Source organism: Bacillus sp. EKM202B, assembly GCF_011066025.1.
Classification (GTDB): domain Bacteria; phylum Bacillota; class Bacilli; order Bacillales; family Bacillaceae_G; genus Bacillus_A; species Bacillus_A toyonensis.
The window spans coordinates 144,460-166,083 of sequence record NZ_JAAMNK010000010.1 but is presented as its reverse complement, the minus strand read 5'-3'; the positions used below and the strand labels follow the sequence as shown (position 1 = coordinate 166,083).

18 protein-coding genes are annotated in these 21,624 nt (G+C 35.1%); 13 read left to right on the top strand and 5 right to left on the bottom strand.

What is annotated here, in order from left to right:
• Window positions 1–55 precede the first annotated feature (55 nt).
• Entirely contained in the window at window positions 56–262 is a 207-nt protein-coding gene (locus G9F74_RS14855) for a KTSC domain-containing protein (RefSeq protein WP_000777817.1), read from the bottom strand.
• A 467-nt stretch (window positions 263–729) separates the two neighbouring features.
• On the opposite strand from G9F74_RS14855, the gene G9F74_RS14850 reads away from it, so the two are divergent.
• Window positions 730–3,213: a transglycosylase domain-containing protein gene (locus G9F74_RS14850; RefSeq protein WP_016108334.1), complete on the top strand. Its 2,484-nt coding sequence runs from the start codon at window positions 730–732 to the stop codon at window positions 3,211–3,213.
• Window positions 3,214–3,325: 112 nt separating this feature from the next.
• Here G9F74_RS14850 and G9F74_RS14845 read toward each other — a convergent pair whose 3' ends face one another.
• Window positions 3,326–3,607 carry a hypothetical protein gene (locus tag G9F74_RS14845; protein ID WP_000270098.1) on the bottom strand — a complete coding sequence of 94 codons (282 nt, stop codon included), beginning with the start codon at window positions 3,605–3,607 and terminating at the stop codon, window positions 3,326–3,328.
• A 238-nt stretch (window positions 3,608–3,845) separates the two neighbouring features.
• Here G9F74_RS14845 and G9F74_RS14840 point away from each other — a divergent pair, with 238 nt between their 5' ends.
• From G9F74_RS14840 to G9F74_RS14805, 8 genes are all read left to right on the top strand, one after another.
• Window positions 3,846–4,985 (top strand): MFS transporter, encoded by a 1,140-nt coding sequence (locus G9F74_RS14840; protein ID WP_016108335.1) that lies wholly within the window; start codon window positions 3,846–3,848, stop codon window positions 4,983–4,985.
• 17 nt (window positions 4,986–5,002) lie between these two features.
• Window positions 5,003–5,293 carry a HesB/YadR/YfhF family protein gene (locus tag G9F74_RS14835; RefSeq protein ID WP_016108336.1) on the top strand — a complete coding sequence of 97 codons (291 nt, stop codon included), beginning with the start codon at window positions 5,003–5,005 and terminating at the stop codon, window positions 5,291–5,293.
• Window positions 5,294–5,683: 390 nt separating this feature from the next.
• Window positions 5,684–6,802 carry a citrate synthase gene (mmgD, locus tag G9F74_RS14830; RefSeq protein WP_000642649.1) on the top strand — a complete coding sequence of 373 codons (1,119 nt, stop codon included), beginning with the start codon at window positions 5,684–5,686 and terminating at the stop codon, window positions 6,800–6,802.
• A 98-nt stretch (window positions 6,803–6,900) separates the two neighbouring features.
• Complete coding sequence (gene prpD, locus G9F74_RS14825; RefSeq protein WP_016108337.1) at window positions 6,901–8,337, top strand: 2-methylcitrate dehydratase; 1,437 nt, start codon at window positions 6,901–6,903, stop codon at window positions 8,335–8,337.
• An 18-nt stretch (window positions 8,338–8,355) separates the two neighbouring features.
• Window positions 8,356–9,264: a methylisocitrate lyase gene (gene prpB, locus G9F74_RS14820; RefSeq protein WP_000312644.1), complete on the top strand. Its 909-nt coding sequence runs from the start codon at window positions 8,356–8,358 to the stop codon at window positions 9,262–9,264.
• Between the two features lie 155 nt (window positions 9,265–9,419).
• Window positions 9,420–11,129, top strand: a complete 1,710-nt coding sequence (locus tag G9F74_RS14815) for an acyl-CoA dehydrogenase family protein (RefSeq protein WP_000415983.1) — start codon at window positions 9,420–9,422, stop codon at window positions 11,127–11,129.
• Window positions 11,130–11,145: 16 nt separating this feature from the next.
• Window positions 11,146–12,036 (top strand): NAD(P)-dependent oxidoreductase, encoded by an 891-nt coding sequence (locus G9F74_RS14810; protein ID WP_016108338.1) that lies wholly within the window; start codon window positions 11,146–11,148, stop codon window positions 12,034–12,036.
• A gap of 22 nt (window positions 12,037–12,058) precedes the next feature.
• Window positions 12,059–13,519, top strand: coding sequence for a CoA-acylating methylmalonate-semialdehyde dehydrogenase (locus G9F74_RS14805; protein ID WP_016108339.1), 1,461 nt, complete (start codon window positions 12,059–12,061; stop codon window positions 13,517–13,519).
• Between the two features lie 225 nt (window positions 13,520–13,744).
• On the opposite strand, the gene G9F74_RS14800 is transcribed toward G9F74_RS14805, so the two are convergent.
• Both G9F74_RS14800 and G9F74_RS14795 read right to left on the bottom strand, forming a co-directional pair.
• Entirely contained in the window at window positions 13,745–14,377 is a 633-nt protein-coding gene (locus tag G9F74_RS14800) for a LysE family translocator (RefSeq protein WP_016108340.1), read from the bottom strand.
• A gap of 149 nt (window positions 14,378–14,526) precedes the next feature.
• Window positions 14,527–15,579 (bottom strand): enoyl-CoA hydratase/isomerase family protein, encoded by a 1,053-nt coding sequence (locus G9F74_RS14795; RefSeq protein ID WP_016108341.1) that lies wholly within the window; start codon window positions 15,577–15,579, stop codon window positions 14,527–14,529.
• Between the two features lie 460 nt (window positions 15,580–16,039).
• Here G9F74_RS14795 and G9F74_RS14790 point away from each other — a divergent pair, with 460 nt between their 5' ends.
• From G9F74_RS14790 to G9F74_RS14775, 4 genes are all read left to right on the top strand, one after another.
• The gene (locus G9F74_RS14790; protein WP_002093761.1) at window positions 16,040–16,297 is read left to right on the top strand and encodes a hypothetical protein; all 258 of its coding nucleotides are present in this window, start codon (window positions 16,040–16,042) and stop codon (window positions 16,295–16,297) included.
• A 182-nt stretch (window positions 16,298–16,479) separates the two neighbouring features.
• Entirely contained in the window at window positions 16,480–16,719 is a 240-nt protein-coding gene (locus tag G9F74_RS14785) for a DUF2584 domain-containing protein (protein ID WP_000667358.1), read from the top strand.
• 15 nt (window positions 16,720–16,734) lie between these two features.
• Window positions 16,735–17,892 carry an exonuclease SbcCD subunit D gene (locus G9F74_RS14780; RefSeq protein ID WP_000765125.1) on the top strand — a complete coding sequence of 386 codons (1,158 nt, stop codon included), beginning with the start codon at window positions 16,735–16,737 and terminating at the stop codon, window positions 17,890–17,892.
• On the top strand, window positions 17,889–20,978 hold the full coding sequence (locus G9F74_RS14775) for an AAA family ATPase (protein WP_016108342.1): 3,090 nt from the start codon (window positions 17,889–17,891) through the stop codon (window positions 20,976–20,978). The genes G9F74_RS14780 and G9F74_RS14775 overlap by 4 nt, the downstream gene beginning before the upstream one ends.
• A gap of 236 nt (window positions 20,979–21,214) precedes the next feature.
• Here G9F74_RS14775 and G9F74_RS14770 read toward each other — a convergent pair whose 3' ends face one another.
• Entirely contained in the window at window positions 21,215–21,388 is a 174-nt protein-coding gene (locus G9F74_RS14770; protein ID WP_001142745.1) for a hypothetical protein, read from the bottom strand.
• Window positions 21,389–21,624 lie beyond the last annotated feature (236 nt).

The following is a 21,624-nucleotide window of genomic DNA, read 5'->3' as shown; positions in this document are numbered from 1 at the left end:
ATAGTATAAAAAGAAAGGGGGATTAACCTCCTTTCTTTTTATTTGGTGTTTAAGTTTAAATTTTAGTGTAGCGGAAAGAATTTTTAATGTAAGTTTTATGGTAATAACTTTTAGATTGTGCATTTAATAAGCCATTGTAAATGCTTTCAGGTACATTAAAGAAATCATACATGCCATTTTTTAATTGGATTCGTAAAATCATAGAAAAGGGATTATAACCAACAGCAATCAAATTTTTTGATATAACAGGAGATAATTTCATAAGCATACAACTCCTTAATTTTATTTATAAATTCCTTTAGAAATGAGGATTAGGTTGTTGAAATATGAATATGTAAAGCAGCAGTAATACGGATAGTCAATATATTAAATCTTTGTTATACCTATTTATAAAGAAGTTCACACGAAGTTCATATCGATATGCTATTTTTATCTCACCTTTGATGAAATTAATAAGAAAATATTGACCATTTGAAAAAAAGGTATATTATTTATACGAGGTATTAAAATTTTATCTCTTCCATTTTATGCGTAATGGGGCAGCTTTATTTGAAGGAATAGAGGTAAAAAAATAATTTGTTTAAGAGTATCTAAAATTTATAATCTGTGAATTAGGAAAATATTGAATGCTTCCGATGAACACACTTTCTAAATGTAAAGATATTTGGGAAGGTGACCTCAATATTTTTAGTAAATCAACGGGAGAATTGAAAGGCAGGAGAAAGTAACATGTCAGAAAATTATCGTTCTCGAGAGGAGCGACGACAAGTTAAAAAGAAAAATCAGCCAGCTTCTAAAAAACAAAAACCAAAGGGTAAAACATCATTTTTCCGTAAGTTTTTAATTAGTTGTTTATTACTTGGTATTGTAGGTTTAGTGGCGGGGGTTGCTACCTTTTTTGTAATGATTAAGGATGCACCAAAACTTGAAAAAGCAAAACTTGTTAATCCGTTATCCTCAAAAATTTATGATAAAGACGGGAAGTTGGTATATGAATACGGAAAAGAAAAGCGAACAAACGTTACGTATGATCAAATTCCTAAATTAGTAGAAAATGCTTTTTTAGCTGCGGAAGATGCACGTTTTTATGAGCATAGTGGTGTGGATTTCAAAGGTACTGCTCGTGCAGTTTTAGTTAGTTTAAAAGGAGATTACGGTTCGCAAGGCGGAAGTACAATAACGCAGCAAGTTATTAAAAACTACTTCTTATCAATGGATAAAACACCAAAGCGTAAGGCGCAAGAAGTGTATTTAGCTTATAAGCTAGAACAACAGTATTCAAAACATGAAATATTAGAGATGTACTTAAACAAAATTAATTTAGGAAACCGCTCATACGGAATCGCAACAGCAGCACAAAACTACTATAAAAAAGAATTAAAAGACTTAACATTACCAGAAGTTGCGATGCTTGCAGGTTTACCGAAAGCACCAAATAATTACGACCCGTCGAAACCACAAAATATTCAAAAGGCAACAGAAAGAAGAAATGTTGTACTAAAGTTAATGAATCGACATGGTTATATTACAAAAGCAGAAATGGAAGAAGCATCGAAAGTACCAGTGGACAAAGGTGTTGAAAAGGCAGCTGAATTACAAGCGATGCCACACCCTGCATTTATGGATGCAGTTGTGAAAGAAGTTGAAAAAGAATTACCAGATGCTAATATTGGTTCTGACGGTTTAGAAATTTATACAACATTAGACCCAAAGGCACAAACATTGGCTGATAATATTTTAAGTACAAATATTATTGATTATCCAAATGAGAAATTCCAAGGGGCTTTCACATTTATGGATACGAAAACAGGTGAAGTACGTGCTATAGGCAGTGGGCGTGGTGAAAATAAGGCTGTATTTAAAGGTCATAATATGGCAACTGAATTAGATCGCTCAGCAGGTTCAACAATGAAACCGATCTTTGATTATGCTCCTGCAATTGAATATTTAAAATGGGCTACTTATCATCAAGTCGATGACTCGCCATTTAAGTATACTGGTGGTCAAGATGTCAGAAACTCAGATAGAGGGTATTTAGGACAAATTACAATGCGTGAAGCATTAAAATTATCACGTAATGTTCCAGCTATTAAAACTGCAAAAGAAGTAGGAATAAATAAATCAAAAGCTTTCTCTGAAAAGTTAGGTATTACATTTAATGCATCACCGACAGAATCAACAGCGATTGGTACAAATGAAGTATCGCCAACTGAAATGGCAGGTGCGTATGCTGCATTTGGTAATGACGGTAAATATACGAAGCCGCATTTTATTAAAAAAGTGGTTTATCCAGATGGTAAATCGAAAAGTTTTGAGCAAAAGTCAAAACGAGTGATGGAAGATTATACTGCTTATATGATTACAGATATGCTTCGTTCCGTCGTAACATCTGGTACTGGTACAGCCGCTAATATAAGTTCTTTAGATGTAGCTGGTAAAACAGGAACAACGAACTATTCTTCGGAAAAAGCCGCGCAGTATAAATTACCAGACAGTGCGACTCGTGATAGCTGGTTTGCAGGATATACACCGCAGTATACGATGGCAGTATGGACTGGTTATATGAAAGATAGTAAAGACGATTATATTAGTAGTAAAAATACGAAAATTGCACAGTTGATCTTTAAAGAAATGATGAGCGAGATGGCTACTGATAAATCACAATTTAAGATGCCAAGTAGTGTTGTGAAAGAAGGTAATGAGTTACGTATAAAGGGTGAGAAACGTGATTCTTCACCAAATACGAGCGTACCGAATACAACTGAACAGCCGAAACAAGATCAGCAACAAAAAACTGAAGAAGAGAAAAAACAAGAAGAACTTAAGAAACAGGAAGAATTAAAGAAACAAGAAGAACAAAAGAAACAAGATGATCTTAAGAAACAAGAAGAACAAAAGAAACAAGACGACCTTAAGAAGCAAGAAGAACAGAAACAAAATGAACAAAATAATGGAAATGGTCAAGGAAATACAACGCCGCCAAACAACGGAGGAGGCGGAAACACAACGCCTCCGAATAATGGAGAAGGCGGGAACACAACGCCGCCGAATAACGGAGGAGGCGGGAACACAACGCCGCCGAATAACGGAGAAGGCGGGAACACAACGCCCCCAAGTAACGGGGGAGGGCAAGGGAATCCAACCCCACCAGTGACAACTCCACCGAATAATGGGGGAAATGCAGGGGAAGTCCCTGCGAATAATGGGCAATAAGAAAAGTTAATAAAAAGCAATTAAAAAAGTCGAATTTCTTACATAAGAAATTCGACTTTTTTATGTTGAAAATGGATTGGAAGTAAATATAGGAGCTATGCAATGATGCTATTTAAATGTTAAACGTACCATAGAAATTTTGAAAATAAATGGATGGAAAATGATAAAAGACTTGAGTCGGGGGTAATGGAACATAACTGGGGTTATAAAAGGTAGTGCTACTTGGGTGTGTACCGTGATGCCAAAATGAGGGAGTAACTTGACCGGGAACTTGATATTGTTGCCAAGTTGCGGGAAGTTCAATGCCAACATCAGAGCTAGCTGTATGGACGGCGGGCACATGTATTCCGGGAGTTGAAGGAACCACGGCAGTTACTCTTGATAATACCCACATAAAAATAATCACTCCTAAGTTGAGATAATAAATTAGTATATTCTCTTAACACGTATAAAGGTACAAATACATAGGACTTTCGGTTAAAGCATACGTACAAAGTCGTACGACCAATCAATGCTGAGAGTGGACTATTTAATATGAAAAGATACGTCTTTTTGCTGAGGGAAAAGAGACAGAGAAAATGTACAATGGGGGTGTTAATCGTAAATTTCACGTGTTTATGGAGGTGTTTTTTATGGAACGATTATGGACGAAGTCATTTATTCAAATGTCTTTCGCGATATTATTTTTATTTACAGGGTTTTATTTACTTGTTCCAACGCTTCCTCTATTCATTAAAGAGATTGGTGGAAATGAATCACAAGTTGGATTGATGATGGGAATGTTTACAATAGCTGCTGTTGTAATACGACCGATTATTGGAGGTATGTTAGATCAATATGGTAGAAGGTCTTTTATTATTTTCGGACTCATCCTTTTTGGGCTAACGATGTATTCCTATAATTTAGCATCGACTATAGTCCTTTTAGCAGTTTTACGCGTTATTCACGGAGTGACATGGGCCGTTTCTACAACAGCTGTTGGAACTGCGATAACTGATATTATTCCAGATTCACGCCGTGGAGAAGGTATGGGCTGGTACGGGATGGCTATGACAATTGCAATGGCAATCGGACCGATGATTGGATTATGGGTAGTACAATATTATTCATTTCATGGTCTATTCCTTTTAGCAACTCTTTTATCTTTCATGGCAGTTATATTATCATTAATAACGAAAATGCCATTCACGCCACAAAAGGAAAAAGGGAAAATTCAACTATTTGAAAAATCCGTTTTATCAATTACGGTTGTTGTTTTCTTTTTATCATTTGCATACGGTGGCATTACAACGTTTTTACCGTTATTCGCTTCTTCAATTAATGTGAATCCTGGGACGTTCTTTCTTGTATATGCAATTGCATTAACAATTGTAAGACCGATTTCAGGTAAATTATTAGATAAATATGGAGAAGTATCCATCATACTTCCAGCACTATGTATTACTATTTTAGCTATAGTTGTATTAACGATGGCAAATGGTTTGACGGGCATCATTATTGCAGCGACATTATACGGTATGGGATTTGGCTCAGCACAGCCAGCTTTACAAGCGGCGATGCTTACAATTGTTGATCCTAGTAAAAGAGGAGTTGCTAACGCTTCATTTTTTACAGCATTTGATTTAGGTATCGGATTAGGTGCAATTTTACTTGGATTTGTGTCACAAATGTTTGGCTATCGTATTTTATTTACAGCAAGCTCTGTTTCAGCTGTAATAGCTTTACTTGTTTTTGGTATGTTTGTAAGACAAAAGTTAAGTGAAAAAGAATAAAGCCGAGAGGGATAACGTTGAATATTATCGTTGAAAACGAAGCTGTAAAATGGTTTAAAGAAGAATTACGAATCAATCGCAATGAATGTATTCGATTTGTCGTAAGATATGGTGGAAATAGCTCAATTCAGCCCGGATATTCTTTAGGGATTGTTTCTGAGAAACCAGATGGGGAAATAGTGTCAGTTAAGAAAGATGGTATTCTATTTTTTGTAGACTTTGATGATCTTTGGTACTTTCAAAACTATGATTTAGTTGTAAGTTATCGTAAAGAAACAGAAGAAATTCAATTTAATTATGTAAAATAATAACTTTATTAAAAATGAATAATTTTTATATAAGAATTATATTTAGGCGATAGTGAAATAAATATCATATAGAAACGAGCTGTACATGTGTGCAGCTCGTTTTTTTCTATTTTGTAATTAAATTCGGAAAAAAGATATGTTTGATGGGGCTATATGGTTTATCTCTATATTTTGTTTTAAAAAGAAGTCTGTCCTTTCTTTGTAAAATATGAAAATTATTTTCAAAAAACTGTATTGTTACATCGGTAAAAGTATAGGAAACTTATCATTATAAAATAAATTGAAATCTTCTAAAAACTCTGATACATTGAAATAGAAATGTAGTTCTAAAGTATTGTAAAGGCTTACAGTTATGTGCACGAAGATCTATTAGGATTGGAGGAAATAATAATGAAAGCTGAAGAAAAATTTTCCCCGGGATTAGATGGTGTAGTAGCAGCGGAGACGAAAATCTCGTTTCTTGACACAGTAAAAGGTGAAATTGTAATTCAAGGGTATGATTTAATCGAACTCTCAAAAACAAAAGAGTATTTAGACATTGTGCACCTTTTATTAGAAGAACATCTACCGAATGAGGATGAAAAAGAAACACTTGAAAAGAAATTAAAAGAAGAATATGCAGTGCCAGAAGGGGTATTCAACGTTCTAAAGGCGTTGCCTAAAGAAACGCATCCTATGGATGGCTTGCGTACAGGTGTGTCTGCATTAGCTGGTTATGATAATGATATTGAAAATCGCTCGTTAGAAGTAAACAAAGATCGAGGTTATAAGCTTTTAAGTAAAGTACCAAATATTGTAGCAAATAGCTATCATATTTTAAATAATGAGGAGCCAATTGAGCCTCTTCAGGAATTGTCATATAGTGCGAATTTCTTCTATATGTTAACTGGTAAGAAACCGACTGAACTTGAGGAGAAGATCTTTGATCGTTCCCTTGTTTTATATAGTGAACATGAAATGCCAAACTCCACATTTACAGCGCGTGTAATTGCGTCAACACAATCAGATTTATACGGTGCTCTAACTGGTGCGGTTGCATCTTTAAAGGGGAGCTTACACGGCGGTGCGAATGAAGCTGTTATGTACATGCTTTTAGAGGCTGGCAATGTTGAGAAGTTTGAAGAGTTATTACAGAAAAAACTATATAACAAAGAAAAAATTATGGGCTTTGGACACCGTGTTTATATGAAGAAAATGGATCCAAGAGCACTTATGATGAAGGAAGCTTTAAAACAGCTATGTGATGTAAAAGGCGATTATACACTATATGAAATGTGTGAAGCTGGAGAGAAAATCATGGAGAAGGAAAAAGGCATTTATCCGAATCTTGATTATTATGCAGCACCAGTATATTGGATGCTTGGTATCCCAATTCAACTGTACACACCAATCTTCTTTAGCTCTAGAACAGTAGGACTATGTGCGCACGTTATTGAGCAACATGCAAATAATCGCTTGTTCCGTCCACGTGTAAATTATGTTGGCGAGCGACATGTACTTAGTAAATAAGAACAACTGGGGAGTTGTTAGCGCCGCCCGCCAGATGGGTGTTTGACAGACACCCATCATTAATAATAACGAATTTTCGACAGAAAGGGAAGAATAGCATGATTAAAACAAATGAAATTAAACAAAAAGATGCATTATTAGAAGAAATTACGGATTATGTATTAAATAAAGAGGTTACTAGTGCAGAAGCATTTAGTACTGCTCGCTACGTATTATTAGATACACTTGGATGCGGAATTTTAGCACTGCAATATCCAGAGTGTACGAAATTATTAGGTCCAGTTGTACCAGGAACGGTTGTGCCAAACGGCACACGTGTACCAGGAACGTCTTATGTACTAGATCCAGTAAAAGGTGCATTCAATATTGGATGTATGATCCGTTGGTTAGACTATAACGATACTTGGCTTGCAGCAGAATGGGGACATCCATCTGATAACTTAGGCGGAATTTTAGCAGTTGCAGATTATATTAGCCGTGTTCGTATTTCAGAAGGAAAAGAACCATTAAAAGTACGTGAAGTACTAGAAATGATGATTAAAGCACATGAAATTCAAGGTGTACTTGCTTTAGAAAACAGCTTAAACCGCGTTGGTCTTGACCACGTATTATATGTAAAAGTAGCAACAACTGCAGTAGTTGCGAAAATGCTTGGTGGAACACGTGAAGAAATCTTTAATGCATTATCACATGCGTGGATTGATAACTCTAGTCTTCGTACATATCGACATGCTCCAAATACTGGATCACGTAAATCATGGGCAGCAGGTGATGCGACGAGTCGCGGTGTTCATCTTGCAATGACTGCTCTAAAAGGTGAAATGGGTTATCCAACAGCATTATCTGCGCCAGGATGGGGATTCCAAGATGTATTATTTAACAAACAAGAATTAAAATTAGCTAGACCACTAGAGTCTTATGTAATGGAAAATGTATTATTTAAAGTATCATATCCAGCAGAATTCCATGCACAAACAGCTGCAGAATGTGCAGTGAAATTAAATCCGGAAATTAAAGAAAGATTAGATGAAATTGATCGTATTACAATTACAACTCATGAATCAGCAATTCGTATTATCGATAAAGAAGGTCCATTAAATAACCCAGCTGATCGTGATCATTGTTTACAATACATTACGGCAATTGGTTTATTAAAAGGAGATATCGTAGCGGACGATTATGAGGATGTAGTAGCAAATGATTCACGTGTAGATGAATTACGTAATAAGATGGTTGTTGTTGAAAACAAACAGTACAGTTTAGATTATCTTGACCCGAACAAGCGCTCAATCGCCAACGCTGTTCAAGTTCATTTTAAAGATGGTACTGTAACAGAAAACGTGGAATGTGAATACCCACTTGGTCACCGTTTCCGTAGAGACGAAGCGATTCCAAAAGTTGTTCAAAAATTCACTGCAAATATGGCAGGTCATTATTCTAGTAAGCAACAAGAACAAATTCATGAAGTTTGTTTAAATGAAGAAAAACTAGAAAATATGAATGTAAACGAATTTGTAGATCTATTCTTAATTTAATAATAGGGGGAATTTAGAATGGCTTGGGTTGTGAATAAACAGTCAACACAAGAAGAGCTTGCGAATGGCTTCCGAGCTTTAGTAGAAGCAAATGAAATTTTGCAAATTCCAGGTGCTCATGATGCAATGGCCGCTCTTGTTGCAAAAAATACAGGTTTTTCAGCTCTTTATTTATCAGGAGCTGCTTACACTGCAAGTAAAGGTCTACCAGATTTAGGTATCGTGACATCTACTGAAGTAGCTGAAAGAGCAAGAGATCTAGTTAGAGCTACAGATTTACCAGTTCTTGTTGATATTGATACAGGATTTGGTGGAGTACTAAACGTAGCGAGAACAGCTGTAGAAATGGTAGAGGCAAAAGTAGCGGCTGTTCAAATTGAAGATCAACAATTACCAAAGAAATGTGGACATTTAAATGGTAAGAAACTTGTTACGACAGAAGAATTAGTTCAAAAAATTAAAGCGATTAAAGAAGTTGCGCCAAGCTTATATATTGTTGCACGCACAGATGCTCGCGGTGTAGAAGGACTAGATGCTGCGATTGAAAGAGCGAATGCATATGTTAAAGCAGGTGCAGACGCAATTTTCCCAGAAGCGCTTCAATCGGAAGAAGAATTCCGTTTATTTACTAGCAAAGTGAATGCACCTTTACTAGCAAATATGACTGAGTTTGGGAAAACACCATATTATAGTGCTGAGGAATTTGCGAATATGGGCTTCCAAATGGTGATTTATCCAGTAACGTCGCTTCGAGTTGCTGCAAAAGCATATGAGAATGTATTCACGCTAATTAAAGAGACTGGTTCTCAAAAAGATGCACTTTCAAATATGCAAACGAGAAGCGAGCTATATGAGACAATTTCATATCATGACTTTGAAGAATTAGATACTGGAATTGCAAAAACAGTATTATCAGAAGATCAATAGATAAAACAACTAGGGCGATGAGAATACATCTTTGGCAAAATGAACTGCTTGATGTGAAAATTCATCGCCTTCTGTTTTCAATAATAAGATATTCCACTCATCGTAGACGAGCATACGCAAAAAGCAATGAAGGTCGAAATGATAGGGGGATTCAGATGGAGAAAACGAAGTTACCTTGGGATGAATTTTTTTCAATCAATAAAGATGTGAACAATACTTTTTTTACACCAGAAGATTTTTCAGGGGATGAAGACTTAATCGCAAAAACGACAGAACAATTCGTTAAACAGGAAATTGTCCCACAAATTGAAAACATTGAAAAACATAACTATAAAGTTTCTCGTCAATTATTTGAGAAAGCTGGGGAACTTGGATTATTAGGCATTGAGGTACCAGAAGATTATGGCGGGTTCGAGTTAGGAAAGGCTGTCTCAGGTCTTGTAGCAGAGAAGATGGGTTACGCTGGTGCATTTAGCGTTTCTTTTAATATACACGCTGGTGTCGGTACATTGCCTTACATATATTACGGAACGAAAGAACAGAAAGAAAAATATTTACCAAAAATCGCATCGGGAGAATGGATTGGGGCTTATGCTCTAACTGAGCCAAATGCTGGTTCTGATGCATTAAGTGCAAAAACAAGCGCAGTTTTGAATGAAGAGGGTACAGCTTGGAAGTTGAATGGTGAGAAGCAGTGGATTACAAATGCTCATATGGCAGATGTATACGTTGTTTTTGCGAAGACAAATAAAGGAATGACAGCGTTTATTGTCGAAAGAACATGTGAAGGTGTATCTATTGGATTAGAAGAAAAGAAAATGGGGATTAAAGGTTCTTCTACAGCGACGCTTATTTTAGAAGATGTAGTTATCCCTGCTGAAAATGTGTTAGGGGAAGTTGGGAAAGGGCATCACGTAGCCCTTAATATTCTTAACTTCGCTAGACTAAAACTTGCTTTTGGAAATATTGGAACAGCAAAACAAGCAATTGGTTTGTCAGTTCAATATGGAAAAGAGCGAAAACAGTTCCAAACGGAATTAGTAGACTTTACGATGATACAAGAGAAAATTGCAAATATGATCATTACAACATATGGAGCAGAAAGTGCAGCTTATCGTACAGCAGGTGTAATTGATGACGCAATTCATGAGAGTGATGAGGACCTTATGAAAAAAATGTCCCAATTTGCAATTGAATGTGCACTGAATAAAGTGAACGCTTCTGAAACACTTGCTTATATCGTAGATGAAGCTGTACAAATTCATGGCGGTTACGGTTATATGCAAGAATACGAAGTAGAACGATTATATCGTGATGCTAGAATTAGTCGTATTTTTGAAGGAACAAATGAAATTAATAGATTAACAGTTGCTAAAATGTTAATGAAGCAAATCGAACAAATAGAAGATACTGAAGTAGAAATTGATATAGCAACTGTAGAAAGAAACCATCGTTACATTTTATTAGCGAAAAAATTGTTGAAACAATCTTTGAAAACGCTCTCTAAAACTCCAGGATTAAAAATTGATCAAGAGCAAGAATATTCACGTGTATTATCAAATATGTTGACGGACGTGTACGTCATGGAATCAGCATTTTTACGTACGAGTAAAGCAATTAATAAAAATGGTGAAGAAAAAGAGCGTACAAAACAAATGATAACGGATGTTATTTGTGAGGAAGGCTATCGTAAAGTAGAAGAAGCGGCGATTTCTATACTTTCAGCGGCTGTCACAGAAGAACAAGATAGACACGTAATGTTAGCTGAAATCCGTCAATTATTAGTGCCTTTATACACGAACGTATTTACGAAAAAGAGAGAAATTGCGAAAGCTATTATAAATCGTGGGAAATATATTGTGTAAATAGGAGGAAAGCGATATGAAAAAGATTGGTTTTATCGGTTTAGGTAACATGGGCCTTCCGATGTCTAAAAATTTAGTTAAATCAAGTTACACAGTATATGGTGTGGACTTAAATAAAGAGGCTGAAGCTTCCTTTGAAAAAGAAGGAGGAATTATCGGCTTATCAATCTCAAAATTAGCAGAGACATGCGATGTGATTTTTACAAGTTTACCTTCACCTCGTGCTGTTGAAGCAGTATATTTTGGGGAAGAAGGATTATTTGAAAATAGCCACTCGAATGTCGTATTAATTGATACAAGTACTGTATCTCCACAATTAAACAAACAGTTAGAGGAGTCGGCGAAAGAAAAGAAAGTAGACTTTTTAGCCGCACCAGTTAGCGGTGGGGTAATTGGTGCAGAAAATCGTACATTAACGTTTATGGTAGGTGGATCAAAAGACGTATATGATAAAACTGAATCTATCATGGAAGTGTTAGGAGCAAATATTTTCCACGTAAGCGAGCAAATTGATAGTGGTACGACTGTTAAATTAATTAACAATCTATTAATTGGTTTCTATACAGCTGGTGTGAGTGAAGCTTTAACATTAGCGAAAAAGAGTAATATGGATTTAGATAAAATGTTTGATATTTTAAATGTAAGTTACGGTCAAAGTAGAATTTATGAGCGCAATTATAAAAGTTTCATTGCAGGAGAAAACTATGAGCCAGGATTTACTGTAAATCTATTAAAAAAAGATTTAGGCTTTGCAGTTGATTTAGCTAAGGAAAGTGAACTTCACTTACCTGTAAGTGAAATGTTATTAAATGTATATGAAGAAGCGAGTGAGGCAGGATATGGTGAAAACGATATGGCTGCTTTATATAAGAAAGTTAGCGAACAATTAATTTCTAATCAAAAATAAATCATAAAAAGGAGAGAATACAATGATTACAACTGAAATTAAACGAGTAAAAAATCATATTAATGGCGAGTGGGTAGAATCTACTGGTACAGAAGTAGAAGCGGTTCCGAATCCAGCGACTGGAAAAATCATTGCTTACGTTCCACTTTCTCCAAAAGAAGACGTTGAAAAGGCTGTTGAAGCGGCAAAAGCGGCATTTGAAACATGGTCTAAAGTACCAGTTCCGAATCGTTCAAGAAATCTATATAAATATTTACAGCTATTACAAGAAAATAAAGATGAGCTTGCAAAAATCATTACGCTAGAAAATGGTAAAACGCTAACAGATGCAACAGGTGAAGTACAACGTGGTATTGAAGCGGTAGAACTTGCAACATCAGCTCCAAACTTAATGATGGGACAAGCTCTTCCTAATATCGCAAGCGGAATTGATGGATCGATCTGGCGCTATCCAATTGGAGTTGTTGCGGGTATTACACCGTTTAACTTCCCAATGATGATTCCATTATGGATGTTCCCACTTGCAATTGCTTGCGGTAATACGTTCGTATTAAAAACATCTGAGAGAACGCCACTTTTAGCAGAGCGACTTGTAGAGTTATTCTATGAAGCTGGTTTTCCAAAAGGGGTATTAAATTTAGTACAAGGCGGAAAAGATGTTGTAAATAGCATTTTAGAAAATAAAGATATTCAAGCTGTTTCGTTCGTTGGTTCTGAGCCGGTAGCTCGTTACGTATATGAAACAGGTACGAAACATGGAAAACGTGTACAAGCGTTAGCAGGTGCGAAAAATCATGCGATTGTAATGCCAGATTGCAATCTTGAAAAAACGGTACAAGGTGTAATTGGATCTGCGTTTGCAAGTAGTGGAGAGCGCTGCATGGCATGTTCAGTAGTAGCAGTAGTAGATGAAATTGCTGATGACTTTATCGACGTACTAGTAGCAGAGACGAAAAAACTAAAGGTAGGTGACGGTTTCAACGAAGATAATTACGTTGGACCATTAATCCGTGAATCGCATAAAGAGCGTGTTTTAGGCTATATTAATAGCGGTGTAGCAGATGGAGCAACTTTATTAGTAGATGGTCGTAAAATTAATGAAGAAGTTGGAGAGGGTTACTTCGTTGGAGCAACAATCTTTGATGGCGTAAACCAAGAAATGAAAATTTGGCAAGATGAAATTTTCGCTCCAGTATTAAGTATTGTGAGAGTGAAAGATTTAGAAGAAGGTATTAAATTAACAAATCAATCTAAATTTGCAAATGGCGCGGTTATTTACACTTCAAATGGTAAACATGCACAAACGTTCCGTGATAATATCGATGCTGGTATGATCGGTGTAAACGTAAACGTTCCAGCACCAATGGCATTCTTCGCATTTGCAGGAAATAAAGCTTCCTTCTTTGGTGATTTAGGTACAAATGGTACAGATGGTGTTCAATTCTATACACGTAAAAAGGTTGTAACGGAGCGCTGGTTTTAATAAAGAGTAGACTGCCAGATTAGTTGTTAAATGAAAAACACCACTATTAATAGTGGTGTTTTTCGCTTTTATCTCGCTATTTGCGAGCAGTAAAACTCCCACCTCCAAATTTGGCTGGAGCAAAGAAGTTAAGTGGAAGCCCTGCTGTCCGTAAACGCCCGATTGGTGAAGGCTAATAACCAGGGGGAGATGAACAACCCCCTCACTGATTAAAGTTTCACTCTATTAATTATTTTTTTCTAATGCTAGTTTAATACCAAATCCAATTAAAACGATTCCTGTTAGCCCTTGAATATAACGTTGCGTCTTCGGTTTCTTCATAAAAGCACTAATTTTATCAATTAAAAATATATAAAAGGTAAACCAAATGATTGTTAAAACGAGATAAGTAAGACCCATTACAAGAAGCTGAATAAATGTATTATGACTTGGATTTAAAAATTGTGGTAAAAAAGTTAAAAAGAAGACTGCAATTTTAGGGTTTAATAAATTCGTAAGAAACCCTTGGCGAAAACAAGAAGTATGTTCTTTATCATTATTTATAGATACATCATTTGTATTTACACCTTCTTTGTTTTTCACTGCTAATAGGGCTTTAATACCAATATAGATTAAATAAAGGGCCCCAACATATTTGAAAATAGAAAATAAAAGAGCTGACTTTACAATAAGTGCGGAAAGACCAATTACAGCAGCTAAAGTATGAATCAAAAGTGCAACACATGTACCGAATACTGTTTTAACACCGCCCATTTTACCAGCAACTAATGTGTTCTTCGTAGCCATCGCTGTATCAGGTCCAGGTAAAATGATTAGACAAATAGACATAATGATGAAAAGAAGATAATTTTCTATCATATTCGTCCTCCTTCTTTATTTTTAGAATATTTGATTAAAATTAGTGTAGCACAAAATTTAATTTAATAAAATTAAATTTTGTTAAAAAATATTAAATAAGAAGAGGCTATATTCGTAGTGGTGAATACACTACAAATATAGCCTCACTGTTAGGCATTAAGTAAGTTAAAGAAACGATTTACGTCGTCTTCTGAAACATCGTTTACCTGTTTATATTTATAATTCGGATTTTGGTCTTTATCAACGACAACGGAGCGTACGCCCTCGAAGAAATCTTCATGTCTCATGAAATTTTTAGCAAGTATAAGATCTGTAGCGAAACATTCTTCAACAGATTTTCCTTTGCCATCTAATAGTTGTTTTAAAGTTACTTTTAATGAAATTGGAGATTTTGATAATAATATTTGTTTCGTTTGTAAAGCGAATTCGCTATCTCCTTTTTCTAATGAGTCGATAATTTCTTCAATCGTTTCTAAGGCAAAGTGTGTATTAATTTCCTCTAATGAAGCAGCAAGTTTGCTTTCTAAGCCAGGAGTAGATGTAAAGGTTTGAAGAACTGCTTTTAAATGAGTATGTACATCTTCAGTATGCCAATTTACGTTGTCAAGTTCGGCTAGAAAAGCTGGTAATGAATCAGACGTCATAAAGTAATCAGCAGCATGAATAAATAATACGTCAGAAGCTTTTAAAATAGATGCTGTTAAAGCAACGTAATATCCTGTATATCCAGGTGCTTTGTTTAAGAAATATGCGGCGCCGACGTCTGGAAAGAAGCCGATGTTCATCTCAGGCATCGCCCATTTTGTGCGCTCCGTCACAATACGATACTTCGCACCATTTGTAAGTCCGACACCACCACCCATTACAATTCCATCTAAACAAGCGATAATCGGTTTTTTATATTGATAAATATATGTATCAATTTCATACTCTTCTTCAAAAAAACGTTCTGCATGCTGTAAAGCAACTTCGTTTGAACGTGCTTCGTAAAGAGTTTTAATGTCACCGCCTGCGCAAAAACCTTTCGTTCCGGCTCCCTTTAATACGATAATTGCAATGCGCTCATCGTTCTCCCATTCTTTAAGTTTTTGCCCAATTGGTTGTAACATATCATAAGATAAAGAGTTAAGTGCTTTTGGGCGGTTTAAAGTAATTGATGCAACGCCGTTTTCACTAACAGAAAATAAAACGTTTTCAGTCATGATTCATCCTCCCTTATATATCTTCTTATTCTTAATTCTTGATACGTATTGAAATGTCCTGTATAAATTTTGTCTAAAGTTGACGGTAAGTGTTATTTTATTCCGCTATTTGTGGATAAGAAGGCCCACACCTTGAAATTCGACGCATACGAGAAAGTTAGGTAGAAGAGAATGGCTGTTAAAAGTTTGATAGGTACGAGCGATAGGCAGTGGGAGTTTTGTTCATACCTATTAATTCATGCTTCACTTTATTCAACGCATATTTTGCCGAGTTATCTTTGCAGGATTTTGAATATTGAAGATGAATAATACATTATTAATGTAAGTGATATTATTTGAAATTATTATGGCAAAAGCGCTATTATAAATGTGTAAAATGTAAAAAATTTCTTGAAAACAGATGGTTTAAATGATAAAGAATGTTTACATGGAATTAGAAATAGAGAAAGGAGAAATCGGAATGCCAGGACCTTTATTATTGTCGGTTATTATCTTGTCATCATTAATGATAGGGATTACTCAGTTTTTTCATCATACAGATACGACAGAAGAAGTAAAGGATAAAGTTCGTCTCGTATTTCCGATTTTTATCGTATCTATTTCCTTATGTTTTCTATTAAATAAAGATGGGTATATTGTGGTGGTTTTTTCATTTTTCGTAGCGAGCGTTTTAATAACGATTTTATATTATGTAATGAAAGATTATATGCAAAAATAAAAATGTCTAAATAGACATTTTTATTTTTGTATAGCATTAAATTTCACATACCGTAATTTTAATAAAAACATAAAACATATAGCAACAGAAAAGTGTGTACTTTACCGTGTATGTACTTGTCAATCTTGCATAGCCACTATACTATTAAAATGTAGAGATTATAAGAAGGGGTTGTATCTATTATGAAATTTGAGATGCACACAAAAATAGTTTCAAATGAAAAAGAAGTAAGATTACATATGGAAGAAAACATATTTCAATTAAACTTGAATGGTTATCATTTATTTGCAGTTCAAGAAATATTACCTTTATATAAATCAAATGAAGAAAGAATTGGTAGTGCGATTATACAAAAGTTAGAGTGGGAGAACGGAAAAACTACAGTAAACTATCAACTCGTATCACTAAACTCAGTAAATTAAAAGGAGAAGGAAATTATGAAGTTATTTCATACAGCGGATTGGCATTTAGGCAAGCTTGTTCATGGCGTGTATATGACTGAAGATCAAAAGATTGTATTAGATCAGTTTGTACAAGCTATTGAAGAAGAAAAACCAGATGCCGTAATTATTGCAGGGGACTTATATGACCGAGCAATTCCACCTACGGAAGCAGTAGACTTATTAAATGATGTATTACAAAAAATAGTGATTGATTTACAAACACCAGTTATCGCAGTTGCAGGAAACCATGATAGTCCAGATCGTATACATTTCGGTAGTAGTTTAATGAAGAAACAAGGATTATTTATTGTGGGGCAATTTCAATTTCCATATGAACCCATTGTATTAAATGATGAATATGGCGAGGTTCACTTCCATCTAGTTCCCTATGCGGATCCAAGCATAGTTAGACATGTATTGAAAAACGAAGACGTCCGATCTCATGATGATGCGATGCGTATTTTTATGAATGAACTTTCTGAAACGATGGATAAAGAAGCAAGACATGTATTTGTAGGTCATGCATTTGTAACTTCTGCGGGAGAAGCGGAGGAGAATACAAGTGATGCAGAACGTCCGCTTTCAATTGGTGGTGCTGAATACGTAAATAGTCATTATTTTGATAAATTTCATTACACAGCGCTTGGACATTTACATCAAGCGCATTTCGTACGTAATGAGACAATTCGATATTCAGGTTCGCCACTTGCATATTCTATTTCTGAAGAAAAACATAAAAAAGGATATTATATCGTGGAACTGGACGAAAAGGGTGAAACAACAATTGAAAAAAGATTACTTACACCACGTCGTAAAATGCGAACAGTAGAAGCGAAAATAGATGAATTATTACAACATCCGGTAAGTGAAGATTACGTGTTTGTAAAACTATTAGATGAAAATCCTGTTTTGCAGCCAATGGAAAAAATACGCTCTGTATATCCAAATGCAATGCATGTTGAAAGGTCTATTCAAAGGCGAGAGTTCACAGAGTCAAATGAAGTAACTGTTTCAAGACATAAAACGGATGATGTATCTCTTTTAAAAGCTTTTTATAAAGAAATGAAAGGCTTAGATTTATCAGAAGAGAAAGAACGTCTATTTGTAGAAGTATTACAAACAGTGCAAGAACGGGAAGGTGAACGAGGATGAGACCGATTCAGCTAATTATGACAGCATTTGGGCCATATAAACAGACAGAAGTAATCAATTTTGATGATCTTGGAGAGCATCGTATCTTCGCCATTTCTGGAAATACGGGAGCTGGAAAAACAACGATTTTTGATGCGATTTGTTACGTATTATATGGTGAAGCTAGTGGGGAAGAACGTAGTGATACGAGCATGCTTCGAAGTCAGTTTGCTGATGATAATGTTTATACAAGTGTAGAACTAACTTTTCAGTTAAAAGGGAAGCGCTATGAAATAAAACGGCAACTTGGCCATAAAAAACAAGGGAATAAGACGATTACAGGACATGCAGTAGAATTATATGACGTTATGGATGGAGAAAAAATTCCAGCTGTTGATCGTTTTCATGTAACAGATGTAAACAAAAAAGTGGAAGATTTAATTGGGTTAAGTAAACATCAATTTAGTCAAATTGTTATGTTACCACAAGGAGAATTCCGAAAACTATTAACATCTGAGACAGAAAACAAAGAAGAGATTTTACGTCGTATTTTTAAAACAGATCGTTATAAATTAATGCGTGAATTACTTGATCAAAAACGAAAACAATGGAAAGACGTTCTGCAAGAAAAACAAAAAGAGCGAGAGTTACATTTCCGCAATGTATTTAAACTACCAATTCGAGATGGAGCATTATTAGAGACATTAGTGGAACAAGAACATGTAAATACGCATCAAGTAGTAGAGGCGTTAGAGCAAGAAACAACGGCATATAAGACAGAGGTTGCGCAATTACAACTAGAACAAGATGCTCGAACAAAGCAATTAAAAGAAGCTGAAACACGTTTTCATGCAGCAAAATCTGTAAATGAGAAATTTACAGATTTACAACAAAAGAATGAGAGATACAACACTTTACAAGAAAACCGTGCAGTCATTGAAAGGAAAGAAACATCTTTTAGACGTGCGGAACAAGCAAAGCATTTATTACCATTTGAGCAATGGCACGAGGAAGCAATGCAAAATGAACAGAAGGCTGAAAGTTTATTAAAGCAGATTATCGTAAAAAAAGAGAATATAATAACCAGTTTTACACTTGCACAGCAGAAATACGAAGTAGAAAAAAATAAAGAACTTGAACGAGAAGATGCTAAAAAACTTGTCCAAAGATTAGAAGAATTACAATCAATTATTGCATCATTAGCTGAAAAAAAGTTGAATTTACAAAACGCTGAAATTCAACTAGGAAGATTAAAAGAAAGTATGCAAAAGCTCGATCAACTACTAGAAGAGCATACAAATCAAAAACAGAGAATGTCTGGTGAATTACAGCAATTGGAACAAGCACTTGAGCAGTATGTAGCGAAAGTAGAAGAACTAACGAACATGCGAGAAGATGCAAAAGTTTTAAAGCAAGCATATGACGTTTGGCAAGAGAAACAAAAATTCGAGCAAGAAAAAGAAGCAGCATATACTAAGATGCAAGAGGCAGTTCGTGCATATGAAAATATGGAACGCCGCTGGCTAAGCGAACAAGCAGGCATATTAGCACTTCATTTACATGATGGTGAATCTTGTCCAGTTTGTGGTAGTACGAATCATCCGAAAAAAGCGACAGAGCAAAGTGATGCGATTGATGAAAAAGAGTTAAATGATTTAAGAGACAAGAAAAATGTCGCTGAAAAATTACATGTTCAAGTAGAGGAGAAATGGAATTTCTATCGACTACAATATGAACAGGTGATCGAAGAAGTCATGAAACGAGGGTATCACTCAGATGAATTAGTTGAAACGTACAGTGCACTCGTTCAAAAAGGAAAACAATTAGCGGCAGAAGTTAATACGTTAAAAGAAAGCGAAGAAACGCGTAAGCAAATTGCTGTGAATATAAAAAGTGTAGAAGAAAAAGTAGATGAACTTCAAAAACAAAAGCGTGAAGCAGAAACATTGCAGCACCGTACAGAAATGGAGTGCATGCAACTTCGTACGTCATATGAACATGATAAGCAAAATATTCCAGATAACTTACAAACAGTACAAGCTTGGAAAGCACAGTTTGACCAAGCAATGCAACAACTTAGGTTAATGGAAGACGAATGGAAGAAAGTGCAAGAAGCATATCAACATTGGCAAAATGAAAATATACGTATTCAAGCAGAACATGAAGGTGCATCTAATCAATTTGAAAGTGCAAAATTGAAGAAAGAAGAGACTCTCGCGCGCTTTATGAAAGAACTAGAGCAGAGGGGATTTATAGATCAGCTAACGTATAAAGAAGCTAAGTTAAATGATGCTGAGATGGAGATGTTACAAAAAGAAATTCAAAGTTACTATTCATCTCTTGAAGTACTTGCAAAACAAATTGAAGAGTTACATGCTGAATTAAAAGATAAAAAGTTTATAGATATTACATCGTTAGGTGAGCATATAAAAGAATTAGAAATCAATCTCGATATAAGTAAAGAAAAACGACAACGTGCGCAAAACGCTGTAACATATATTTCTGATTTACATGAAAATATTAGACGTATTGATGAACAAATTCATGAGGAAGAAAAAGCTTTCCAAGAACTAGTTGATTTATATGAAGTAATGAAAGGCGATAACGAAAGTCGCATATCATTCGAGCGTTACATCTTAATTGAGTATTTAGAACAAATTGTTCAAATTGCAAACGAACGATTACGAAAATTATCAAATGGGCAATTTTATTTAAAAAGAAGTGAGCGAGTTGAAAAAAGAAACCGTCAAAGTGGATTAGGTTTAGATGTGTACGATGCATACACCGGCCAAACACGTGATGTGAAAACATTATCTGGCGGTGAGAAGTTTAACGCATCGCTTTGCTTGGCGCTTGGAATGGCAGACGTCATTCAAGCGTATGAAGGTGGTATTTCCATTGAAACGATGTTTATCGATGAAGGTTTCGGTTCATTAGATGAGGAATCATTAACGAAAGCAGTAGACGCTTTAATTGACTTACAAAAATCAGGCCGATTTATCGGTGTTATTTCACACGTTCAAGAGTTGAAAAACGCAATGCCAGCTGTATTAGAAGTAACAAAGCAGAAGGATGGGTGTAGTCAGACTCGGTTTGTGGTGAAGTAAGTTCAATTTTAGTTCATGCTAAAAGATTTAATCACGCTTTTCTCGAATTGTTTCATAAATTTATTATGTAAGTAATAGTTTATATTTTAAAATGTTTTATTTACATTTAAATTTAAATAAAAGTATGTAAGCTGGTTCTAATCGTTATTAAATGTAGAACTTATGAAAAATCAAAGGCCGTCTCTTTTTTTAGAGACGGCCTTTGTATGTTTGTTATTCAAAATTTGATAACTCACCTATGAATTATCAGAAGAAGGCGGTGTATTTTCCAAACGATTATAAGCTTTAAAAGCTACGATTGCCGATATAACACCACCTACTAAAAATAGAGTTGATCCACCAACTAAAATGATACGACTGACATATGTCTCACGTGCTTCTTCAATTTCTTCTTGTAACATTGTAGGCATATGAAATCCTCCTTTGCCAAATTGTTTTGTAAATAGTATATACAAACGCCTAAAATGTGTTAAGATTACTGGATAGTTTTATGCGGAAGATACAAAATGCATAAAACTATCCAGCACGTAGTAGGATGCAAGTCATTAAATAAATCTTCATCATAAATTTATGCTAACTTCACATAGAGCACATATTAACATTGTATTATGTATATGTACCAAATAAATAAATGAATAAATAAAAA

Bases quoted from the DNA above. Each gene is read 5' to 3' on its own strand.
- G9F74_RS14855 (WP_000777817.1), bottom strand. From the start codon at position 262: ATGAAATTATCTCCTGTTATATCAAAAAATTTGATTGCTGTTGGTTAT.
- G9F74_RS14850 (WP_016108334.1), top strand. From the start codon at position 730: ATGTCAGAAAATTATCGTTCTCGAGAGGAGCGACGACAAGTTAAAAAG.
- G9F74_RS14845 (WP_000270098.1), bottom strand. From the start codon at position 3,607: ATGTGGGTATTATCAAGAGTAACTGCCGTGGTTCCTTCAACTCCCGGA.
- G9F74_RS14840 (WP_016108335.1), top strand. From the start codon at position 3,846: ATGGAACGATTATGGACGAAGTCATTTATTCAAATGTCTTTCGCGATA.
- mmgD (WP_000642649.1), top strand. From the start codon at position 5,684: ATGAAAGCTGAAGAAAAATTTTCCCCGGGATTAGATGGTGTAGTAGCA.
- prpD (WP_016108337.1), top strand. From the start codon at position 6,901: ATGATTAAAACAAATGAAATTAAACAAAAAGATGCATTATTAGAAGAA.
- prpB (WP_000312644.1), top strand. From the start codon at position 8,356: ATGGCTTGGGTTGTGAATAAACAGTCAACACAAGAAGAGCTTGCGAAT.
- G9F74_RS14815 (WP_000415983.1), top strand. From the start codon at position 9,420: ATGGAGAAAACGAAGTTACCTTGGGATGAATTTTTTTCAATCAATAAA.
- G9F74_RS14810 (WP_016108338.1), top strand. From the start codon at position 11,146: ATGAAAAAGATTGGTTTTATCGGTTTAGGTAACATGGGCCTTCCGATG.
- G9F74_RS14805 (WP_016108339.1), top strand. From the start codon at position 12,059: ATGATTACAACTGAAATTAAACGAGTAAAAAATCATATTAATGGCGAG.
- G9F74_RS14800 (WP_016108340.1), bottom strand. From the start codon at position 14,377: ATGATAGAAAATTATCTTCTTTTCATCATTATGTCTATTTGTCTAATC.
- G9F74_RS14795 (WP_016108341.1), bottom strand. From the start codon at position 15,579: ATGACTGAAAACGTTTTATTTTCTGTTAGTGAAAACGGCGTTGCATCA.
- G9F74_RS14790 (WP_002093761.1), top strand. From the start codon at position 16,040: ATGCCAGGACCTTTATTATTGTCGGTTATTATCTTGTCATCATTAATG.
- G9F74_RS14785 (WP_000667358.1), top strand. From the start codon at position 16,480: ATGAAATTTGAGATGCACACAAAAATAGTTTCAAATGAAAAAGAAGTA.
- G9F74_RS14780 (WP_000765125.1), top strand. From the start codon at position 16,735: ATGAAGTTATTTCATACAGCGGATTGGCATTTAGGCAAGCTTGTTCAT.
- G9F74_RS14775 (WP_016108342.1), top strand. From the start codon at position 17,889: ATGAGACCGATTCAGCTAATTATGACAGCATTTGGGCCATATAAACAG.
- G9F74_RS14770 (WP_001142745.1), bottom strand. From the start codon at position 21,388: ATGCCTACAATGTTACAAGAAGAAATTGAAGAAGCACGTGAGACATAT.